At 48.4% G+C, this 21,294-nt stretch carries 20 protein-coding genes; 9 read left to right on the top strand and 11 right to left on the bottom strand.

What is annotated here, in order from left to right; translation table 11 throughout:
* Window positions 1-24: 24 nt before the first annotated feature.
* From rdgB to murJ, 7 genes are all read right to left on the bottom strand, one after another.
* The gene (gene rdgB / locus DK430_RS03765; RefSeq protein ID WP_109077781.1) at window positions 25-624 is read right to left on the bottom strand and encodes an RdgB/HAM1 family non-canonical purine NTP pyrophosphatase; all 600 of its coding nucleotides are present in this window, start codon (window positions 622-624) and stop codon (window positions 25-27) included.
* Between the two features lie 123 nt (window positions 625-747).
* Window positions 748-1,077, bottom strand: a complete 330-nt coding sequence (locus tag DK430_RS03760) for a ComEA family DNA-binding protein (RefSeq protein WP_109077780.1) — start codon at window positions 1,075-1,077, stop codon at window positions 748-750.
* A gap of 249 nt (window positions 1,078-1,326) precedes the next feature.
* On the bottom strand, window positions 1,327-2,271 hold the full coding sequence (gene ispH / locus DK430_RS03755) for a 4-hydroxy-3-methylbut-2-enyl diphosphate reductase (protein ID WP_109077779.1): 945 nt from the start codon (window positions 2,269-2,271) through the stop codon (window positions 1,327-1,329).
* Window positions 2,271-2,765 carry a signal peptidase II gene (lspA, locus tag DK430_RS03750; protein WP_109077778.1) on the bottom strand — a complete coding sequence of 165 codons (495 nt, stop codon included), beginning with the start codon at window positions 2,763-2,765 and terminating at the stop codon, window positions 2,271-2,273. Before lspA ends, ispH begins: the two co-directional genes overlap by 1 nt.
* A gap of 80 nt (window positions 2,766-2,845) precedes the next feature.
* Window positions 2,846-5,668, bottom strand: coding sequence for an isoleucine--tRNA ligase (ileS, locus tag DK430_RS03745; RefSeq protein ID WP_109077777.1), 2,823 nt, complete (start codon window positions 5,666-5,668; stop codon window positions 2,846-2,848).
* Window positions 5,669-5,693: 25 nt separating this feature from the next.
* The gene (gene ribF / locus DK430_RS03740; protein ID WP_109077776.1) at window positions 5,694-6,644 is read right to left on the bottom strand and encodes a bifunctional riboflavin kinase/FAD synthetase; all 951 of its coding nucleotides are present in this window, start codon (window positions 6,642-6,644) and stop codon (window positions 5,694-5,696) included.
* An 81-nt stretch (window positions 6,645-6,725) separates the two neighbouring features.
* Window positions 6,726-8,303, bottom strand: coding sequence for a murein biosynthesis integral membrane protein MurJ (murJ, locus tag DK430_RS03735; protein WP_109077775.1), 1,578 nt, complete (start codon window positions 8,301-8,303; stop codon window positions 6,726-6,728).
* Between the two features lie 269 nt (window positions 8,304-8,572).
* On the opposite strand from murJ, the gene rpsT reads away from it, so the two are divergent.
* A complete protein-coding gene (gene rpsT / locus DK430_RS03725) occupies window positions 8,573-8,836 on the top strand; it encodes a 30S ribosomal protein S20 (protein ID WP_005548279.1) in 264 nt (87 codons plus the stop codon).
* A gap of 109 nt (window positions 8,837-8,945) precedes the next feature.
* Here the strand turns inward: rpsT and DK430_RS03720 are convergent, their stop codons facing one another.
* Window positions 8,946-9,623 (bottom strand): YtjB family periplasmic protein, encoded by a 678-nt coding sequence (locus DK430_RS03720; protein WP_109077774.1) that lies wholly within the window; start codon window positions 9,621-9,623, stop codon window positions 8,946-8,948.
* A gap of 75 nt (window positions 9,624-9,698) precedes the next feature.
* On the opposite strand from DK430_RS03720, the gene serB reads away from it, so the two are divergent.
* Together serB and DK430_RS03710 are read left to right on the top strand one after the other, a co-directional pair.
* Window positions 9,699-10,643 (top strand): phosphoserine phosphatase, encoded by a 945-nt coding sequence (gene serB / locus DK430_RS03715; protein ID WP_109077773.1) that lies wholly within the window; start codon window positions 9,699-9,701, stop codon window positions 10,641-10,643.
* A 10-nt stretch (window positions 10,644-10,653) separates the two neighbouring features.
* Window positions 10,654-11,145, top strand: a complete 492-nt coding sequence (locus DK430_RS03710; RefSeq protein WP_109077772.1) for a YajQ family cyclic di-GMP-binding protein — start codon at window positions 10,654-10,656, stop codon at window positions 11,143-11,145.
* 82 nt (window positions 11,146-11,227) lie between these two features.
* Here DK430_RS03710 and ddc read toward each other — a convergent pair whose 3' ends face one another.
* Both ddc and DK430_RS03700 read right to left on the bottom strand, forming a co-directional pair.
* Window positions 11,228-12,763 carry an L-2,4-diaminobutyrate decarboxylase gene (gene ddc, locus DK430_RS03705; protein ID WP_109077896.1) on the bottom strand — a complete coding sequence of 512 codons (1,536 nt, stop codon included), beginning with the start codon at window positions 12,761-12,763 and terminating at the stop codon, window positions 11,228-11,230.
* 66 nt (window positions 12,764-12,829) lie between these two features.
* Window positions 12,830-14,194 (bottom strand): diaminobutyrate--2-oxoglutarate transaminase, encoded by a 1,365-nt coding sequence (locus tag DK430_RS03700; protein ID WP_109077771.1) that lies wholly within the window; start codon window positions 14,192-14,194, stop codon window positions 12,830-12,832.
* 383 nt (window positions 14,195-14,577) lie between these two features.
* Here DK430_RS03700 and pth point away from each other — a divergent pair, with 383 nt between their 5' ends.
* The 6 genes from pth to DK430_RS03670 all read left to right on the top strand — a co-directional run bounded on the left by pth (window position 14,578) and on the right by DK430_RS03670 (window position 20,044).
* Window positions 14,578-15,162, top strand: coding sequence for an aminoacyl-tRNA hydrolase (pth, locus tag DK430_RS03695; RefSeq protein ID WP_109077770.1), 585 nt, complete (start codon window positions 14,578-14,580; stop codon window positions 15,160-15,162).
* A 66-nt stretch (window positions 15,163-15,228) separates the two neighbouring features.
* Entirely contained in the window at window positions 15,229-16,320 is a 1,092-nt protein-coding gene (gene ychF / locus DK430_RS03690; protein WP_109077769.1) for a redox-regulated ATPase YchF, read from the top strand.
* Window positions 16,321-16,336: 16 nt separating this feature from the next.
* Window positions 16,337-16,798 carry a hypothetical protein gene (locus DK430_RS03685; RefSeq protein ID WP_109077768.1) on the top strand — a complete coding sequence of 154 codons (462 nt, stop codon included), beginning with the start codon at window positions 16,337-16,339 and terminating at the stop codon, window positions 16,796-16,798.
* A gap of 58 nt (window positions 16,799-16,856) precedes the next feature.
* The gene (locus DK430_RS03680) at window positions 16,857-17,756 is read left to right on the top strand and encodes a homocysteine S-methyltransferase family protein (protein WP_109077767.1); all 900 of its coding nucleotides are present in this window, start codon (window positions 16,857-16,859) and stop codon (window positions 17,754-17,756) included.
* A gap of 259 nt (window positions 17,757-18,015) precedes the next feature.
* A complete protein-coding gene (locus tag DK430_RS03675) occupies window positions 18,016-18,597 on the top strand; it encodes a uracil-DNA glycosylase family protein (RefSeq protein ID WP_109077766.1) in 582 nt (193 codons plus the stop codon).
* Between the two features lie 31 nt (window positions 18,598-18,628).
* Window positions 18,629-20,044: a basic amino acid/polyamine antiporter gene (locus DK430_RS03670; RefSeq protein ID WP_109077765.1), complete on the top strand. Its 1,416-nt coding sequence runs from the start codon at window positions 18,629-18,631 to the stop codon at window positions 20,042-20,044.
* Window positions 20,045-20,305: 261 nt separating this feature from the next.
* Here the strand turns inward: DK430_RS03670 and cysK are convergent, their stop codons facing one another.
* The gene (cysK, locus tag DK430_RS03665; protein WP_109077764.1) at window positions 20,306-21,253 is read right to left on the bottom strand and encodes a cysteine synthase A; all 948 of its coding nucleotides are present in this window, start codon (window positions 21,251-21,253) and stop codon (window positions 20,306-20,308) included.
* Window positions 21,254-21,294: the final 41 nt, after the last annotated feature.

Below are 21,294 nucleotides of genomic sequence, written 5' to 3'. Positions count from 1 at the left end.
ATTTACACTAAAAAACGACCGCACTTATGCGCCTAATTTGGCTTTAAGCACGGTTAATGCACGGGCACGATGGGAAATTTTCTTTTTCTCCACGGTTTCCAGTTCGGCAAAGGTGCAGCCTTGTTCCGGACTGAAAAATAAGGCATCGTAACCAAAACCGTTGTCGCCTTTTTCTTCAAAGGAAATCACGCCGTGGCATTCGCCTTGGGCGATAATCGGTGACGGGTCAGCGGGATGTTGCAATAACACGATGGTGCTGACGAATTTGGCTTTGCGCCGTTCGGTAGGCACGTCGGCTAATTCCGCCAATAACTTGGCGCGATTCTTCGCATCGGCTTGTTCGCCATCTACTCCCGCATAACGGGCGGAATATAACCCCGGCGCGCCGTTCAAAGCCTCAACCACCAAGCCGGAATCGTCTGCAATCGCCGGTAAACCGGATTGTTCGGCGGCATAACGGGCTTTTAAAATGGCATTTTCCACAAAGGTCAATCCCGTTTCTTCCGGGCTGTCAATGCCTAAATCCGTTTGCGCAATCACGTCAAATCCGAAATCGGATAACACATCCGCCATTTCTCTGACTTTGCCTTGATTGCCGGTGGCTAAAACAATTTTTTGTTTCATTTTGCCTCTCTTCTTTGTGCGTTTAAGTGCGGTTGAAAAATGCCCCGTATTATAACTGCGCCCAATAAAAAAGACGAGGAACATTGCCTCGTCTTACCTTAAAACAATAACTAAAAGGAAAAATTAAAGTGCGATGCGATCGCGATTTTTTTCTAACGTGGCTTTACCGATGCCTTGCACTTCCAACAACTGTTCTACCGCGCTGAATGCGCCATGTTTTTCACGATATTGCACGACCGCTTCCGCTTTTTTCGCACCGATACCCACAAGGGCTTTTTGAATTTCCGCCGCTGTTGCGGTATTAATATTGACTTTATCGCCAACTGCTGCGGTTGCCGCAGGTTGTTCCGTCTGCACCGTCGGTTCTGCCGTTTTTTCCGCCGCTACGGCAGATCCTGCAAACACCGAACCCAACACGAACAGCGAAGCCAAAAGATGTTTCATTGCTTTCATAGTGATTCCTTTTCTGACTAAAGTTAAAACAAACGTTGAATCAATCAACAGGCGTATTTTGTCGAAAAGAAAAAAACGCGCGAGAAAATGACCGCACTTTTGGGAGCCATGTCGCAAAATTCAGAAAAGTGCGGTGAGAATTTAGGGTGTTTTCGAGAGGATTTGGTTGATAGAGCACATGTCGCAGTGCTAGTCGGAGAAAGGGCACGCGTTGGGAAACGCGCACCGGCGAGAGGCTTGGTAAGTAACTCAGATTACCTCTTTCACCCTCAACTCTTTCGGCACTTCAAAGAACATATTTTCTTCGAGACCTTGTAGCTCTTCCACGGTGGTGACGCCGAATTCTTTCAGGCGGGAAATGACCGATTGCACCAGTTCTTCCGGGGCGGAAGCGCCGGCGGTAACGCCGATGGTTTGCACGCCGTCGAACCAATCGGCGTGAATGTCTTCCGGGTCGTCAATTAATTTGGACGCAACGCCCATACGGGAAGCCAGCTCTGCCAAACGGTTGGAATTAGAGGAATTTTTGGAACCGACTACCACCACCAAATCCGATTGTTTCGCCAGTTCGCGCACCGCTTCCTGACGGTTCGTGGTAGCGTAGCAAATGTCGTTTTTATGCGGGCCTTGAATGGCGGGATATTTTTCTTTCAGGGCGCTGATGGTTTCCGCCGTGTCGTCTAAGGACAGCGTGGTTTGCGTCATGAAAGTGAGATCGTCGTTCTGCTCCACCGGCAAATTGGCGATGTCTTCTACGCTTTCGATTAAATAAATGCCTCCCTCTTGGTTGCCGTATTGCCCCATAGTACCTTCCACTTCCGGGTGGCCTTTGTGCCCGATTAAAATGGCTTTGGTGCCTTTGCGACTGGCGCGTGCCACCTGCATATGCACTTTGGTCACCAACGGGCAAGTGGCGTCAAAGACTTTCAAATTGCGTTCTTTCGCTTCCTGACGCACCGCTTGGGACACGCCGTGGGCGGAGAAAATCACAATGGCGCCGTCCGGCACTTCGCTTAACTCTTCCACAAAAATGGCGCCGCGTTCACGCAAACCGTTCACCACGAAACGGTTATGCACCACTTCATGGCGCACATAAATGGGCGCGCCGTGAATTTCTAACGCCAACTCTACAATGCTAATGGCACGATCCACACCGGCGCAGAAACCGCGCGGGTTGGCTAAAATAATTTTCATTATTTACGTTCCTGTTTATTGCCGTTTTTGAACGCATCTAACGCGATCAAACCCGCCCCCACACAAATGGCAATGTCCGCCACATTAAACACGGGATAATGCCAATCCCGCCAATAAAAATCTAAAAAGTCCACCACATAGCCGTGATATAGACGATCCGCCGCATTACCTAACGCCCCGCCGATAATCAAGGCGTAAGCGGCATTTAGCAGTTTTTGGTCGTGGCGATTTTTCATTAAGAAATAAATCAACATAGCGGAAATCGCCAATGCCAAGCCAAGGAAAAAGAATTTTTGCCAGCCGTCATGATCCGCAAGGAAACTAAACGCGGCGCCGAAATTGCCCACATAAGTCAGGTTAAAAATCGGCAGCAGGTTAAGGCTTTCACCGTACTCAAAATTGGTCACAATCAAGTATTTGGTAAACATATCGGCAATAAACGCCAGCACGGCAAGCCACAAAAAGGAGAGTCCGGATTTGGTTTTGTTCGTCATAAGTTCGTTAAATAATCTTCATCATAAAAATAATAAAAGTGCGGTCGATTTTAACCGCACTTTTTTTCGTAAGCAGCAAATTAAGCGAAACGTCTGATTTCGCCGTTGCCCGCCACGTTTTCCACGCAACGCGGACACAGGGTCGGGTGTTGCGGGTTGACGCCGATTTTGTCGGAATAATGCCAGCAACGCGGGCATTTTTCGCCGTTAGAGCGCGCCACGCTCACCGCAATGCCTTCCAATTCGCCCTCTGCTACATCAGCAGGTTTATCCGCCAACGATTTGACAGCCGCTTTGGAGGTGATCAACACGAAACGTAATTCATCGCCCAGTTTTTCCAATAACGCGCGATATTCGTCGTTGGCATAAACCGTGACTTCCGCTTCCAAACCGCCGCCGATCACTTTCTCATTACGGGCGATTTCCAGCACGCGGTTTACTTCGGAACGAACCTTAATCAAGGCTTGCCAGTAAGCGTCATCTAATTTTTCGCTTTCATCTAAGCCGAATAGGCCTTCATAAAATTCTTCGGTGAATACGAATTCGGCGCGAGGCGTAGCGGTTTTCGGCAAATAACCCCAAATTTCATCAGCGGTGAATGACAGAATCGGCGCCATCCAACGTACCAAGGCTTCCGCAATATGCCACAAGGCGGTTTGGCAGCTACGACGGGCGAGGCTGTCCGCTTTGGTGGTGTATTGACGGTCTTTGATAATATCGAGGTAGAAAGAACCCATTTCCACGGAACAGAAACGCATTAAACGTTGCACCACGGCATGGAATTGATAGTTGTCGTAGGCGTCCTTAATTTCGTTTTGCGCCTCTAACGCACAAGCCACCGCCCAACGATCCAAACTAATCATGTCTTCCGGTTTTACTGCGTCACGTTGCGGGTCGAAGCCGTTTAAGTTCGCCAACAAGAAGCGCGCCGTGTTACGGATACGACGGTAGCTGTCCGCCGCGCGTTTTAAGATTTCGTCGGACACCGTCATTTCGCCGGTATAATCGGTGGACGCCACCCATAAACGTAAAATGTCGCCGCCGAATTTATCCATGACTTCTTGCGGTGTCACGATGTTACCGATGGATTTGGACATTTTGCGCCCTTGACCGTCCACCGTGAAGCCGTGCGTTAATACTTGTTTATACGGCGCTTTTTTATCTGTGGCGGTGGAAAGCATGAGCGAAGACATAAACCAACCGCGATGTTGGTCGGAACCTTCCAAATACATATCCGCCGCTTTGCCTTCAAATTCAGGGCGATTCGCCACCACGGAAGAATAAGTGGATCCGGAATCAAACCACACATCCAAGGTGTCGGGCACTTTACGGTAAGTTTCCGCGTCGGCACCGAGCAATTCTTTTTCGTCTAAATCCCACCACGCCTGAATGCCGGCTTTTTCTACGCGTTTTGCCACTTCCTCAAGCAATTCCAAGGTACGCGGATGCAATTCTTCCGTTTCTTTGTGCACGAATAAGGTCATCGGCACGCCCCAAGTACGTTGACGGGAGATACACCAATCCGGGCGATTTTCCACCATTTTCTCAATACGCGCTTGACCCCAATCCGGAATCCAACGCACTTGTTTAATTTCGCCAAGGGCTTGCGGGCGCAAACCTTGCACTTCCATGCCAATAAACCATTGCGGTGTGGCACGGAAAATAATCGGGGTTTTATGACGCCAGCAGTGCGGGTAACTGTGCTTAATCTTATCTAATTTCAATAAGTTACCCATTTCTTGTAGTTTTTCGATGACTAACGGGTTGGCTTCAAACACGCCTTTGCCGGCGAAGAATTCAGTCGTCGAAATAAATTTACCGTCATTCGCCACTAAGCCCGCCATCGGCAAGTCATATTGTTTACCCACGATGAAGTCGTCCAAACCGTGATCCGGCGCGGTGTGTACTAAGCCCGTACCGCCATCGGTGGTAACATGATCGCCTAAAATAATCGGCACGGTGAAATTGTAAAATGGATGATGGAAACGCAATAATTCAAGGGCTTTGCCTTTCGCGGAACCTAAAATTTCCACGTTTTCCACACCAACCGCTTTTGCCACGTCTTGTACCAAATCGGCGGCTAAGATCACGCGCTCGTCACCTAATTGCACCAGCTGGTATTCCAACTCCGCATTCACCGAAATGGCGCGGTTAGACGGCATAGTCCAAGGGGTGGTGGTCCAAATTACCGCAGAAAGTTTGCCGCTGCCTTTACCCACAGCGTTAAATTTACCTTCAATTTCCACCGCACTTTCCGCTGGGAAACGCACATAAATGGACGGCGACACGCGATCTTCATATTCCACTTCCGCTTCCGCCAAAGAGGACCCGCAATCCAAACACCAATGCACCGGTTTGGAGCCTTTATATAAATGCCCGTTGGCGATCACTTTGCCCAGAGTACGGATAATGTTGGCTTCGGTGTTGAAATTCATGGTGAGGTACGGATTATCCCAATCGCCCAACACGCCGAGGCGTACAAAGTCTTTTTTCTGACCTTCCACCTGCTCCGCCGCATATTCACGGCATTTTTGACGGAATTCCGCCGCCGAAATTTTCTCGTTCGGTTTACCTACCAAACCTTCTACTTTCAATTCAATCGGCAAACCGTGGCAGTCCCAGCCCGGGATATAAGGGGAATCAAAACCCAGCGCAGTTTTGGATTTCACGATAATGTCTTTCAGAATTTTATTCACAGCATGACCGATATGAATGGTGCCGTTGGCATAAGGAGGGCCGTCGTGCAAAATAAAGGATTTTTTGCCTTTGCTTGCCTGACGAATTTTTTGGTAAAGATCTTTCTCATACCAATTTTTCAACATCACAGGCTCGCGCTTAGCTAAATCGCCGCGCATCGGAAAGCCCGTTTCGGGTAGGTTTAGGGTATTTTTATAATCAGTCATGTTCTATTCCAGTTTTGTGTAAAAATTAAAATTTGTTATTTAAAAGTGCGGTGGTTTTAAAAAACGTTTTCGCCGTTTCCACATCCTGTGCAATCTGCTTTTTCAAATCCTCAAAGGACGGAAATTTCATTTCGTTGCGAATTTTGCAGCAGAGTTCCACTTCCAGCCATTGTCCGTAAAGATCGCCTTTAAAATCAAATAAGTGCGCCTCTAATAATTGATTCACGCCGTTGATGGTCGGGCGGGTGCCGATATTTGCCACGCCGTTAAAAAACGCGCCGGATTTTAACCGCACTTTGATTGCATAAACGCCTTTCACCGGATTCACCTGACGGTGCAGACGGATATTGGCGGTAGGGAAACCGATGGTGCGACCCAGTTCGTTGCCGTGAATCACGCGCCCTAAAATGCGATAGGGGCGACCGAGCAATTTTTCCGCCAGCGCCAAATTGTCGTTCGCTAAGGCTTCGCGGATGGCAGTGCTACTGATGCGCAGTTCGTCTAAGCAGAAGCTACGATTGTCTTCTACGGTAAAACCGAATTTTTTTCCGGCTTGCTGCAACATGGCAAAATTGCCCTGACGTTTGGCGCCGAATTTGAAATCGTCACCGATACTTAAAAATTTCACGTTTAATTTGCGCACCAGCCAATCTTCAATAAATTGTTGCGCGGACAAAGCGGCAAAAGTGCGGTCGAATTTCGCCACGATAACGATATCCACGCCCGCCTGTTCGAGATAAGACAATTTATCGCGCAAACGCATTAAACGCGCTGGAGCGTTTTCAGCGGAAAAGTATTCGCGCGGCTGCGGTTCAAACAGCATCACCACCATGGGCAAATGCAATTCGTCGGCTTTCGCCCGCAAATGGCGCAAAATGGCTTGATGCCCCAAATGCACGCCGTCAAAATTGCCGATAGTCAGCGCGCAAGCGTGCAAATTTTGCGGTAAATTCCCCAAGCCACGAATCAGCTGCATTGTAAAATTTGTTCCATTCGATTTCAGTGAAAAAAGATTTCGGTATTATACGCATAAATCCATGCGCCACAAAAGCTAATTTCACGCGCCCTGCGCGCCCGTCAAATCGCGTTTGCGAATCCCAAACAGCACCAACATCCCGCCATAAATCAGCGCGGCTAAAACAATCAGCCAAGCCAACCAATGCACGCGGGTGAGAAAGCGCATTTCATTCCATTCCGGCAGGCTCGGGCTGTTATACCAAACCAACAGCCCCATGACGGCAGCGGCACAAAAAACTTTCAGAAAAAACACCGCACTTTGGCGGCTGAAATGATACACGTCCGCTTTCGCCAAGCCGCGATAAAGCAGAAAGGCATTTAACGTCGCCGACATGGCGGAAGCAATCGCCAAGCCGACATAGCTGAACGGAATGGCGAGCAGGTTGAACGCCATGTTGCTCACCATGGCGATAATGCCGATTTTCACGGGCGTTTTGGTGTCTTGGCGGGCGTAGTAACCGTTCGCCAGGATCTTTATTAACATGAAGCTCAACAACCCCGCATTAAAGCCCCACAGGGAGTAAGACGCCGCCTGCACATCGCTAAAATTGAAGCTGCCACGCATAAACAGCACCAGTAACATGGGCTGCGCCAACACGGCGATACCAATCATTGCCGGCACGCCGAGCAACAAAATCATACGCACGCCCCAATCCATTGTATTGCGAAAATCCACCGCACTTTTGGCGTTATCGTCGCGGTTCACATGGTGGCGGGCGAGGGTCGGCAAAATCACCGTGGAAATGGCGATGCCGAACAAGCCGAGCGGAAATTCTAACAAACGGTCGGAATAATAAAGCCAGCTGATGGAGCCGGTCATTAAAAAACTGGCGATAAAAGTATCGAGCAATAAATTGATTTGGCTGACGGAAACGCCGAATAAAGCGGGAATCATCAGGGTGCGGATTTTCTTCACGCCTTCGTCATGCCACGCCCATTTCGGCTTCACCAATAATTTGGCTTTATATAAGAAAGGCAGTTGAAACAAAAATTGCAACAAGCCGCCGAGGAAAATCCCGATGGCTAAACCTAAATCGGGGTTTTCCAGCTGTGGGGCGAGCCAAAGTGCGGTGGCGATCATGGCGATATTCAGCAACACCGGCGAAAACGACATCACGCCGAACTTACCGAGGGTGTTCAAAATCGCGCCGGACAGCGCCACGAAAGTCACGAACCATAAATAAGGAAAGGTGATTTTGAGCAGCAACGAGGCTTGTGTGAATTTTTCCGCGTTCGGTCCGTCATTCAGCCAATCCACGAACCAGCCCGTCCCGAAAATTGCCGCCACCACCGGCGATCCGATCATCGCCAACAAAGTGACGACGGTGACTAAGCCACCCAAGGTACCGGACACTTTGCCGATAAATTCGCGAGTTTTGGATAAATCGCCGGATTTCTGGTATTCCGCCAACACGGGCACGAACGCTTGTGAAAACGCCCCTTCGGCGAATAATCGACGGAGAAAATTCGGGATTCGGTTGGCAAATAAAAACACGTCGGCGGCAGCACCCGCCCCGATCAAATTGGCAATCACCACATCGCGTACCAACCCCAATACGCGCGAAATGAGCGTCATCGCGCTGACGATGATGCCGGACTTTAATAATCTTTTACTCAAAACTCATCACTCTGAAAGATAAAATTTGCCTAATTGTATAGAAATTTCGTTTTTACGCTATATTCTAAGGGAAAAAACTGTTAAAATCTCGCGCACATCGTTTGGTGAGCCCGTTTGAAAGCGCTCGTTAAATATAACGATGCCTACTTTTCGGTTGTGTCTCACCGAAATCAACACAAAATTCCCGTTGACAAAAGTATAAGAAATCGGCATATTTACGCCCCTATTTTGTCACTATTTAACTAACAGAAATTTTTAGGAGTTTGACCTTGGCTAATATCAAGTCAGCAAAAAAACGTGCGGTTCAATCTGAAAAACGCCGTCAACACAACGCAAGCCAACGCTCTATGATGCGTACTTACATCAAAAAAGTTTATGCACAAGTTGCCGCAGGCGAGAAAGCCGCTGCTGAAGCGGCATTCGTTGAAATGCAAAAAGTTGTGGACAGAATGGCATCTAAAGGTTTAATCCACGCGAATAAAGCAGCCAACCACAAATCTAAATTAGCTGCACAAATCAAAAAATTAGCATAATTTTTGCTTAATGAATAAAGGAAACCGCTCAATTGAGCGGTTTTTTGTTTCCGAGGGTTTTGCCCTTGCCAAAGAGAAAAAACAATCGCAAAAACCACCGCACTTTTTCCTACTTCACCCTTCTGCGTCGCTGATGAAACAGCTTACTCATGGATTGTGCCGTTTTATGACTTGGTGCAGGCACTTTCTCCACCACATGAATACGGCTACGGCGATAGTGGCTGAGGAAATAATGGATGCTGCTGGCAAGCAAAATACCGGCAAGGAAGACGATAATAATTTCGCCGTAGAGGCGATGAAAGATCTGGTTGATTTTGCTTTGGGTGGTTTGCCCGTATTTGGCGTCAAAGGTCACGCGAAGAAAACCTTCCACACCATTCGGCGAATAAATGGGTTCCACAATTTGCTGGGAATCCGTTTCCCGTTCTTCTTTTTTATCCAACCCCAACAAACTACGCATATCCGAGGAATTCGTGCTTTGCGCCAATAATTCGCCGTTGCGCGCATACACGGCGGCATCCAGCACAAATTCTTCCTTGACGAAATTATCCAGATTTTCCACCAGCCGCTCGGTTTTCGCGTTGTTGACCAATAACATAGAAAATAAATTGGCTTGCTGGCGCGCCAATAAGTGCGAAATGTTGGCGACTTGGTTAACGCTGGCAAGCTGCGAGCCGATTCTAAATTGTTTTACGCCAAATAAAATGATCGCCATGATCCCCGTACATAACAAAATAATGCCGAAGAACATCATAAACTTAATCATTTTTTCTTTTGTTAAATGCAAGTTATTTTCCCCAAAGTTTAATAAGTAGGCTAGAATACAGTGCTTTTAAAAACTGCCACAATTTACAGGATTTTTATGCAAACACAAAATCTTACCGACATCATGCAACATTTTTCCTCGCTGCCAGCGCCTTTCATTGCCGATAAACCCTACAGCACGGCGCAAGCGTTTATTCTCTATTCCGACAACCTAAACCTCACAAAGTTACAGACTTTTCAACAAAAGTGCGGTGAAAATTTTTTGTGTTTTGCGGCTTGGAATGTGTTGCATAACACCGTGGTGTTGCTCAAAGGCGAGTGGCGCGCAGAATGGATTGCGATCGCCCATGAATTAGCGTTGGATATTGCGCCGTTAAATTTTCACGCGAGTCTAAACCAAGCGGGCTTGCTGGTGATGGACATGGATTCCACCGCCATTCAAATCGAATGCATTGATGAAATCGCCAAACTTGCCGGCACCGGCGATATGGTTTCCGCCATCACGGAACGCGCCATGCGCGGCGAATTAGATTTCAGCCAAAGCCTGCGCCAACGGGTCGCCACCTTAAAAGGCGCACCGGAAGGCATTTTGCAGGAAGTAAAACAACATTTACCGCTCATGCCGGGCTTGCCGGAAACCGTTAAAGTACTCAAAGATCACGGTTGGAAAGTCGCCATTGCTTCCGGCGGCTTCACGTATTTCGCCGAAGTGTTGCAACAACAACTCGGTTTGGATTTCATCGCCGCCAATCAATTTGAAATTATCAACGGCAAGCTTACCGGTCAGGTGCAAGGTGCTATCGTGGATGCACAATATAAAGCGCAAACCTTACAACAGCTGGCACAACAATTTAACATCGTCACTGAAAACACCGTTGCCATCGGCGACGGCGCCAACGATCTTGCCATGATGCAGGTCGCCGATTTGGGTGTGGCTTATCACGCTAAACCGAAAGTGCAACAATTGGCGCAAGTTATCGTCAATTTCACCGATTTAACCGCACTTTTATGTATTTTAAGTGCAAACGACAAAATCAAATAAGGAGAAAACCATGCCATCATTCGACATTGTTTCCGAAATCAGCGGACACGAAATCCGCAACGCCGTAGAAAATGCCAATCGCGAACTCACCAACCGCTGGGACTTCCGCAACGTGCAGGCGGCGATCGAATTTAACGAAAAAAACGAAAGTATTAAAGTCAGCAGTGAATCGGATTTCCAAGTAGAACAGCTAATCGACATTCTGCGCAATGCCTGTATTAAACGCAATATCGAATCCAATTCCTTGGATATTCCCGCCGATTATGAACACAGCGGTAAGACGTACAGCAAAGAAATCAAGCTGAAACAAGGCATTGAAAGCGACATGGCGAAGAAAATCACCAAGCTCATCAAGGATTCCAAAATCAAAGTGCAAAGCCAGATTCAAGGTGAGCAAGTACGCGTAACCGGCAAATCCCGTGACGATTTACAAGCGGTGATTCAACTGGTAAAAACCGCCGAACTGGGACAACCGTTCCAATTCAACAACTTCCGCGATTAAAAACGCACGAAAAAACCACCGCACTTTATTGCAAAAATGAAAAGACCGCCCGAAAGCGGTCTTCTTTTATGCGGCAAAACGCCTAATCAATGGGCGGAACATAGGTTCCGTTAACGATCTGATCTTTAATCCGATCCGCTTCTTGTTGCACCAGAGACAAAAGATTCTTGACGTTTTCTAATGTGGCAATCGGGCTTAACGTGGTCATTTTCAGCGCCTGCTTGTCGCCGACCTTGGTCACGCCGATATTAGCTTCACCACGGGCAAATAATTCATCCGCCACATTTTGATTTAACGTATCCACAAATTCCGTCGGATAACCTTTCGGCACCACGCGGAATAACACCGAGGCGAATTGCGTCGGCAATAGCATTTCCAAGCCTTCCGTCGCATTGATGTAGCTTTCCACCTCTTTCGTCAAATACACGCCGTGATCGATCATAGACGCGTACAATTCCTCACCCAACGCTTCCAGCGTAAACCACAGTTTCAGCGCATCAAAACGACGGGTGGTTTGTAAAGATTTGGCAACCAGATTCGGCACGCCGTGCGCTTCATCATATTCGGAATTGAGATAATCCGCTTTGTAATCGATAAAACGATAATTCGCCTCGTCTTTTAGCAGGAATGCGCCGCAAGAAATGCTTTGGAAGAAATGTTTATGGAAATCCAGCGTAATGGAATCGGCAAGTTCAATACCGTTCAACAAATGACGAAAATGTTTGGACAGCAACAACGCCCCGCCCCAAGCGGCATCCACATGGAGCCAGGCGTGATATTGATCGGCAAGTTTACGGATGGCGATTAAATCGTCAATGGCGCCGGCATCGGTCGTGCCCGCCGTCGCCACAATACAGGCGACGATGTTTCCCGCTTCGTGCAGTTGCGCCAATGTGTTTTCCAATGCACGAATATCCAATTGCGCGTTGTCGTTGGTCGGCACGGTGACGACCGACTGAAATCCCATGCCCATCATCGCCATATTTTTTTGCACGGAGAAATGTGCATTTTCGGAACATACCACTTTCACCTTTTGCATTGCCTCGGCAGGAATCCCCAATGCTTGCACAGACCAAGGCGTACCATCAGGCTGTTTCCAGCCATTGGCAATACACCAATCCCGCGCCAGCAACACACCCATTAAATTGGATTGCGTCCCGCCGGAAGTGAATACACCCGCCGTTCCTTTGCCATAACCCGCTTTTTGACGCAGCCAGTCAATCAAATGCTCTTCCATAATGGAACCTGCCGGGCTTTGATCCCAAGAATCCATAGATTGATTGGTGGCATTAATCAACACTTCGGCAATTTGGCTTGTCACCATGGTCGGGCAATGTAAATGCGCCAAAGAATGAGGATGATGCACTTTCAGGCTCGGATTCAAAAAAATCTCCACCAAATGCGCCAATGCCGCTTCGGTGCCCACACCTTCTTTCGTCGGTTTAAAGCCATCAATTAGGGCGCGCATTTGCTTGATCGAGCCGCCTGTGTACATTTTTTCATTTTTAAGCCAAAAACTGACCGCACTTACCGCCTTCGCCATGGCGTTTTCATAATCGGCGATAGATTGCGGATCACTACAAAAAAGGGCTTGTCGGTGTTTTGCCATATCTGCCATATAAAAATCCCAAATCATGTTGTGAATATAAAAAGTGGGCGCATTTGCCCACTTGACCATGATGAATTAACCGCGAACCGCTTTTACCGCGTCGGCAACGGACTGTGTAAAGCGCTTGATAAACTCTTCGCATTCCGCTTGATTAATATTCACCGCGCAAAGCACACGAACGACATGGCCGCCGCGACCGCCGCGCTCCAGCAACAATTTGTTGTTAAAACAGGCTTTTTGAATTGCCGCTGCCAGTTCGCCGTCCGCCGGGAATGCGCCAGAGGCATCCTTCGGTTGGCGCTCATCCACAATATCAATACCCATCATCAAACCGCGCCCACGCACATTGCCGATACAAGGGTAGGTTTTGCTGAGTTCGGACAAGGCGTTGGTTAGGTATTCGCCGCGTTCTTTGGCATTTTGCGCCAGATTTTCATCGCGCATAATTTTTAATGACGCATAACCGGTTGCCATGGCTAATTGGTTGCCACGGAACGTGCCCGTATGCCCCGCCGGCAACCAGGCATCATATTCTTTTTTGATAGCAAGTACGGCTAACGGCAAGCTGCCGCCGACGGCTTTGGACATCACCACGATATCCGGCTCAATGCCCGCGTGTTCGAAAGCAAACATTTTGCCTGAACGACAGAACCCAGCCTGCACTTCGTCAACAATCATTAAGATGCCATGTTTTTCAGTGACTTCCCGTACTTTCCGCAAGAAACTGATCGGCGCCGGCACCACACCGCCTTCCCCTTGAATGGCTTCAAGAATCACCGCCGCCGGTTTGACTACGCCGCTTTCGACGTCTTCAATAAAATTCTCGAAATAACGTTCAACCGCTTTTGCTCCCGCTTCACCGCCGATGCCGAACGGACAACGATATTCATGCGGGTAAGGCATAAACTGCACGCCCGGCATGAGATTTTGCACGGCATTTTTTGCCCCTAAATTGCCAGTCACCGAAAGCGCACCATGAGTCATACCATGGAAGCCGCCGGAAAAGGCAATCACATTCGCGCGACCTGTGTAGGTTTTGGCTAATTTCAGTGCCGCCTCATTAGCATCGGCACCGGACGGACCGGTAAATTGCAGAATGTATTTATTTTTAGGGAAGAATGACAACAATTCTTCGCTAAACGCATCTTTTAACGGCGTGGTTAAATCCAGTGTGTGTAAAGGAAGTCCGCTGTCTAACACATCTTGAATCGCTTGCATTAACACCGGATGGTTATGCCCCAGCGCGAGTGTGCCCGCACCGGCTAAGAAATCCAAATATTGATTGCCTTCAACGTCCGTCACCCAGCAGCCCTGCGCTTTTTCATAAGCAAAAGGCAGTTTGCGCGGGTAACTCCGCACATTGGATTCCATAACGTCTTGACGATCTAAGAAATGTTGGTTGGAAGCAAGGATTGCTTTTACAGGGGTTGTAATAGTCATTTGAGATAATACCTTCTAAAAGAGGTGAAAAAAATAAGTCGGGTGCCTTGCGGAAGCCTAGGCTTTCTGTTGAAAACAACAGAGATCATGGGGCATTTGACTCGCTACTTATTAAAAAAAGCGTTTCAGCTTTTTTGTTTTTACCCTAATTGCCCGCAGAGAATGGGCTAGGTTGGAAACAACGTTGATATAGGGTTATATCAAAGCCGGCTCATTGTACATTGCTTTAGCAAAAAAGAAACCGATCCCGGCTTGCCATGCCACGGATTAACACAGATCAGACCTGTCATCCCGCTTGAGTGTTACCAATCTCGGCACACGCATTGAGCCTTCAGCGCTTTTTCGCTACAATACGCGCCACTCTTTTTCGTAAGTAAAGCACTATGGCAGAAATCAAACTTATCGTGGGCTTAGGCAATCCCGGCGACAAATATGCGGATACCCGTCACAACGCGGGCGAATGGTTGATGGATCGTTTAGCCCGTCGATTCAATGTCATCCTTAATACCGAAAGCAAATTCTTCGGCTACACTGCACGCGCCATGATTAACGGCAATGAAGTGCGTTTTTTAGTGCCGACCACCTTTATGAATTTAAGCGGCAAAGCCGTGGGCGCGCTGGCGAATTTTTATCGAATCAAGCCGGAAGAAATTTTAGTCTTGCACGATGAATTGGATTTACCGCCCGGCAGCGTCAAACTCAAATTAGGCGGCGGACACGGCGGTCACAACGGGTTAAAAGACATTGTGGCGGCGCTAGGAAATAACAACAACTTCCACCGCTTGCGCATCGGCATCGGTCACCCGGGACATCGCGATCTGGTGGCAGGGTATGTGTTAAACAAACCTTCCCCAAGCGAGCGTGAGGCGTTAGACAAAGCCTTGGACGAAGCGACAGATTGCGTACAACTGCTGTTCAAAGACGGCATGGTGAAAGCCACCAATCGGCTGAATAGTTTTAAAATTTAACCTAAAAGTGCGGTCAAAAAACACCGTAAATTTCAACCGCACTTTTTTCACCAACAAGGAAAAATTATGGGATTCAAATGTGGCATCGTAGGTTTGCCGAATGTAGGCAAATCAACGCTTTTCAACGCCTTAACCAAAGCCGGCATTGAAGCGGCGAACTATCCGTTTTGTACCATCGAACCGAACACCGGCGTGGTGCCTATGCCGGATCCGCGCTTAGACGCGTTGGCGGAAATCGTCAAACCGGAGCGCGTATTGCCGACCACCATGGAGTTTGTGGACATCGCGGGCTTGGTTGCAGGTGCGAGCAAAGGCGAAGGCTTGGGTAATAAATTTTTAGCAAATATCCGCGAAACCGATGCGATTGGTCACGTCGTGCGTTGTTTTGAAAACGACGACATCGTACATGTGGCGGGCAAAATCGATCCGTTAAACGACATCGACACCATCAACACCGAACTGGCGTTAGCCGATTTAGACAGCTGCGAACGCGCCATTCAACGCCTGCAAAAACGCGCTAAAGGCGGCGACAAAGAAGCGAAATTCGAACTTTCCGTGATGGAAAAAATCCTGCCGGTATTGTCCGAAGCGGGAATGATTCGTTCCGTTCCGTTAGACAAAGACGAATTACTGGCAATCAAAAGCTACAATTTCTTAACGCTCAAACCGACTATGTACATTGCCAACGTGAACGAAGACGGTTTTGAGAACAACCTGTATCTCGACAAAGTCCGCGAATTCGCCGAAAAAGAAGGTTCCGTGGTCGTGCCGGTTTGTGCCGCCATCGAAGCGGAAATCGCCGAACTGGACGACGACGAAAAACTGGAGTTTCTGCAAGATCTGGGCATCGAAGAACCGGGCTTAAACCGCGTCATTCGCGCAGGCTACGCTCTTCTTAATCTGCAAACCTACTTCACCGCCGGCGTGAAAGAAGTACGCGCTTGGACAGTCTCCGTTGGTGCCACCGCGCCGAAAGCCGCCGCCGTGATCCACACGGACTTTGAAAAAGGCTTTATCCGCGCAGAAGTCATCGCCTACGACGATTTCATCCAATTCAAAGGCGAAAACGGCGCGAAAGAAGCCGGCAAATGGCGCTTGGAAGGCAAAGATTACATCGTGCAGGACGGCGATGTGATGCACTTTAGATTTAATGTGTAATATAAGGAAAAAAATTATGGAAAATAAACCTTTGAAACCTAAATTCTGGAAATTATCCCAAGGATTAGCTAGTGACTTTACATTTCAAGATATGCTTTTCAGTATTGATGAAAAGCTAGTTTTCGTCCACAAAGATACATCTGCTAAGGGCTCATCATCTATTTCCCAAGCAGAACATTTTGCAACGGCTGCAATTGGGGACTACTTCTATCTTACCCACGGGAATGAGGGTATCTATTTATTAGGACAATTTACTGGTCCGGTAAACTACTTTTCTCGATTAGAAGATGGTTGGATGGATAGACCATTCAGATTAATTTCAACAGCGATTAATCAGAAACCCTATAGTGGTATTTCAAAATGGTGGACACCAAACCATAATTCAACTTTTGTTGAAGTACCGTTTGATGAATATGATCTTTTTGAAGAATTAATTTTGAAACCTTATTTTGATTTGGATTTAAGCCAATTTAAATGATCCTTGTTTATTTGCCGTGCATATTGCACGGCATTATTTTTATGAAGGAAAGCAAACTATGTCAAACATCACGATTCTCGACGGCGGGATGGGGCGCGAATTAGCGCGTCGCAAAGCACCTTTTCAGCAGCCCGAGTGGTCGGCGCTCGCTCTATATCAACAACCGAGCGCCGTGCAGGCGGTGCATGAAGATTTTATCCGCAGCGGTGCACAAATTATCACCACCAACAGCTATGCCGTGGTGCCATTCCACATCGGTGAACAACGCTTTCACGCGGACGGCAAAACACTGGCGGATTTAGCGGGGCGGTTGGCAAAAAGTGCGGTCCAGAATTCGGGCGTTTCTACGGTGAAAATCGCCGGTTCCATTCCACCCTTATTCGGCTCTTACCGCTTTGATTTATACGAACCGAACCGCGTGCAAGAAGTCGCCCAACCGATTATCGACGGATTGGCACCTTATGTAGATTTCTGGCTGTGCGAAACCCAAAGTTCCGCCACCGAGCCGCAGGCAATTAAGCCGCTACTGCCAAAAGACGGACGCCCACTGTGGACCTCTTTTACCCTGCAAGACGACGAGCCTACCGATGTGCCACGTTTGCGTTCAGGCGAAACGGTAGAAAGTGCGGTGGAAAAAATGATCGAATTGGGCGTGGAAGCCATTTTATTCAATTGCTGCCAGCCGGAAGTGATTGAACAGGCGATCGCCGTAGCAAAAACTACGTTGCACGCCAAACACGCCGCACACATCCGCATCGGCGCTTACGCCAACGCCTTCCCGCCACAACCGAAAGACGCCACCGCCAACGACGGCTTGGATGACATTCGCGACGATCTCAACCCGCAGCAATACTTCGCCTGGGCACAAAAATGGGTCGCCAACGGCGCCACCATTGTGGGCGGCTGTTGCGGCATCGGACCGGAACATATTGCGGTGTTGGCAGAAAAATTAAAATAGTTGAAATATTGATAAATAATCCCGTGTAAGTCGCCCATTTTTTTACGATTTTTTAGGAAAGTTACGCCAGCGACACGTTAAGCGGAGTCTGCTAACTTTCCGTAAAGAAAAATCGTAAAAAATGGAAATAGCGACCTATCCGGGTGCCTTTTTCTTTGCTTACTTTCTTTTGGGCAAGCAAAAGAAAGTAAGTCGCTATCAGCGAAATCTGATTTGACTATAATGAGAAATGTGATTAATGCTCAGGAGAAAGATCGCTATGCCCACCCTCCCCCAAATCAAAAACGCCATCATGTCTGATCCGCAAAATCAATCCTTTACCGAGCGCGGTATCGAACCGTTGTTCGCCGCCCCCATCGGCGCACGCATTAACATTGTCGGGCAAGCGCCCGGGGTAAAGGCGGAGCAAACCCGTTTGTATTGGAATGATCAAAGCGGCGATCGGTTGCGTGAATGGTTAGGCGTGGATCGCGAGGTGTTTTATCACTCCGGATTATTCGCCGTGATTCCGATGGATTTTTATTATCCGGGCAAAGGCAAATCGGGCGACCTGCCGCCGCGCAAGGGCTTTGCGGAAAAGTGGCATCCGCAGATTCTGGCGGTTCTCCCCAATATCGAACTGACCATTTTGATCGGGCAATATGCGCAAAAATATTACCTGCCGCAGAATAAATGCAATGTGACGGAGACGGTGAAAAATTACCGTGAATTTCTACCGCACTTTTTACCGTTGGTGCACCCGTCGCCGCGTAATCAACTGTGGCTGGCGAAAAACCCGTGGTTTGCGCAGGAGGTGATTCCTGAATTGCAACAACGGGTTAAACAGATTCTCCCCCGCTAATTTCAATCTTTTTTTTCTTAAGGAAAGCAGTATGTCAAACAAAAAAATCGGATTAGTCGCCTTAACCGCACTGGTGCTCAGTTCCATGATCGGCTCGGGCATTTTCAGCCTGCCGCAAAATATGGCGGAAGTTGCCGGCGCGGAAGCCTTGCTTATCGGCTGGGCGATTACCGGCGTGGGAATCATTTTCCTCGGGCTGTCGTTCTTTTACATTTCCCGTCTAAAACCGGAACTGGACGGCGGCATTTATACCTACGCGCGCGAAGGCTTCGGCGAACTAGTGGGCTTTATGTCCGCCTGGGGTTATTGGCTATGCGCCACCATCGGCATCGTCGGCTATCTAGTGGTCGCCTTTGAAGGCGTGGGCATGTTCACCGACAGCGAAAGTGCGGTCATTTTCGGCAAAGGAAATACCATCGCGTCTTTCATCGGCTCCTCGATTATCGTGTGGCTGGTGCATATTTTGATCGCGCGTGGGGTGAAAGAAGCCGCCTCGGTAAACTTGGTGGCGACCTTCGTGAAAGTGTTCCCGTTAGTCTTATTCATCGGCTTAGCGATTTATTATTTCTCGCCGCAAACCTTTAGTCTGGATATGCAAGGCGGCGCGTTAAACAACAGCGTCGGCGAACAGGTGAAAAACACCATGCTCATCACCTTATGGGTATTTACCGGCGTGGAGGGCGCGTCGGTGTTGTCGGCGCATGCCAAAAAGAAAAGCGATGTGGGTTTGGCGACGGTGCTGGGCATCATTATTGCGTTAAGTTTATACGTTGCCATCACCGTGCTCTCCCTCGGCATTTTACCGCGCGAAACCATCGCGCAAATGTCTAATCCGTCCATGGCGGGCTTGCTGGAAACCATGATCGGCGGCAGCGGCAAAGTGATTATCACACTCTGCCTGATCGTCTCCGTGCTCGCCTCTTACATCAGCTGGACCATGTATTCCGCCGAAGTGCCTTATCGCGGCGCAAAAAACGGCGCATTCCCGAAAATTCTGGATAAATTGAACGCAAACGACACGCCCATTAATTCCCTGTGGTTCACCGGTTTTGTGGTGCAATTCTGCTTGTTTTTGGTGTTGCTCACCGGCAAAAGTTATAACGCCTTGTTGCTGATTTCCACCTCCATGATTTTGGTGCCGTATTTCCTCATCGGCGCCTATTTATTCAAACTCGCCATTCAACAAAACAGCCCGTGGCACATTAAACTCACCGGCTTCATGGCTTCCCTTTACGGCTTATGGATTTTATACGCGGCAGGATTGGATTATCTATTGCTTTCCGTGTTGCTTTATGTGCCGGGCATCGGGTTATTTTTATATTCCCGCTATCAACACCAAGGGGGAAAATTCAATTTGAACATGTGGGAAAAGCTGATTTTAGCGATTATCGCCGTGCTGTTTGTTTGGGCAGTGCATAATGCAGTAACGAATGTGGATTGGGGGTAAAGTGCGGTCGAAAAAACAAGTAGATTTTTAACCGCACTTTTGAGTGTCAATCCGTGGGTAATAAATTACCCACGGTTAAGCATCGCCGTTCCCCGTTGGGGAACATTACACAGCCCCAAAGGGGCTGAATTATGCTTAACCTAGGGTAACTTGTTACCCTAGGGTTAAAGTGCGGTCGTTTTCAAAAACGTTTTTCAACAGGCAAAAAAAAGCCTGTCTAACGACAGGCAAAGTCTTTGGAACAATTGGATTAACGATGAATTAGACTTCAATTCCGTCGAAAAGTGCGGTACTTAAATAACGCTCTGCGGCGGAAGGTAAAATAACGACGATAAGTTTATCTTTAAACGCCGGCAATTTCGCCAAGCGATCAGCGGCTGCCACAGCGGCACCGGAGGAGATACCGGCGAGAATACCTTCTTCCGCCATCAAACGACGGGCGGTAGCAATGGCGGTTTCGCTGTCCACGGTTTCCACACGATCCACTAAGGAAAGATCTAAGTTTTTCGGAATGAATCCGGCGCCGATACCTTGAATTTTGTGCGGACCCGGTTTTACTTCTTCGCCGGCAAGGGTTTGGGTAATCACCGGCGATTCTGCCGGTTCTACGGCAACAGAGGTGATTTGTTTGCCGTGATCCAATTTAATGGCGCGGGAAATCCCAGTAATTGTGCCGCCTGTGCCCACACCGGCAACCAACACATCAATTTTGCCTTCGGTGTCTTTCCAGATTTCTTCGCCGGTGGTTTGACGGTGAATTTCCGGGTTCGCCGGGTTTTCAAATTGTTTTAACATCACATAACGATTCGGATCGGATGCCACGATTTCTTCCGCTTTGGCAATCGCCCCTTTCATGCCTTTCGCGCCTTCGGTGAGCACTAAATTCACGCCCAAACCACGCAATAAACGTTTGCGTTCGTTACTCATGGTTTCCGGCATGGTGAGGGTAATTTTATAACCGCGTGCCGCCGCCACATACGCCAACGCAATACCGGTGTTACCGCTGGTGGCGTCAACAATTTCTTTCTCTTTCGTCAATGTGCCGTCTTTTTCCGCCTGCCACACCATGTTAGCACCGATACGACATTTCACGCTGAAACTCGGGTTACGCCCTTCAATTTTTACGACGATGTTGCCGTTGCCAAAATGTTTTAAACGGACTAGCGGGGTGTTGCCGATAGAATAAGAATTGTCACTGTAAATAGTCATAATCTGTTCTCCTGACCATGAGATAATGAAGTGGCGTTAGT

It is taken from the genome of Aggregatibacter kilianii (assembly GCF_003129965.1).
In the GTDB taxonomy this organism is placed as follows: Bacteria; Pseudomonadota; Gammaproteobacteria; order Enterobacterales; family Pasteurellaceae; genus Aggregatibacter; species Aggregatibacter kilianii_A.
The sequence above is the reverse complement of the archived record's forward strand: the minus strand, read 5'-3'. Positions and strand labels throughout refer to the sequence as shown.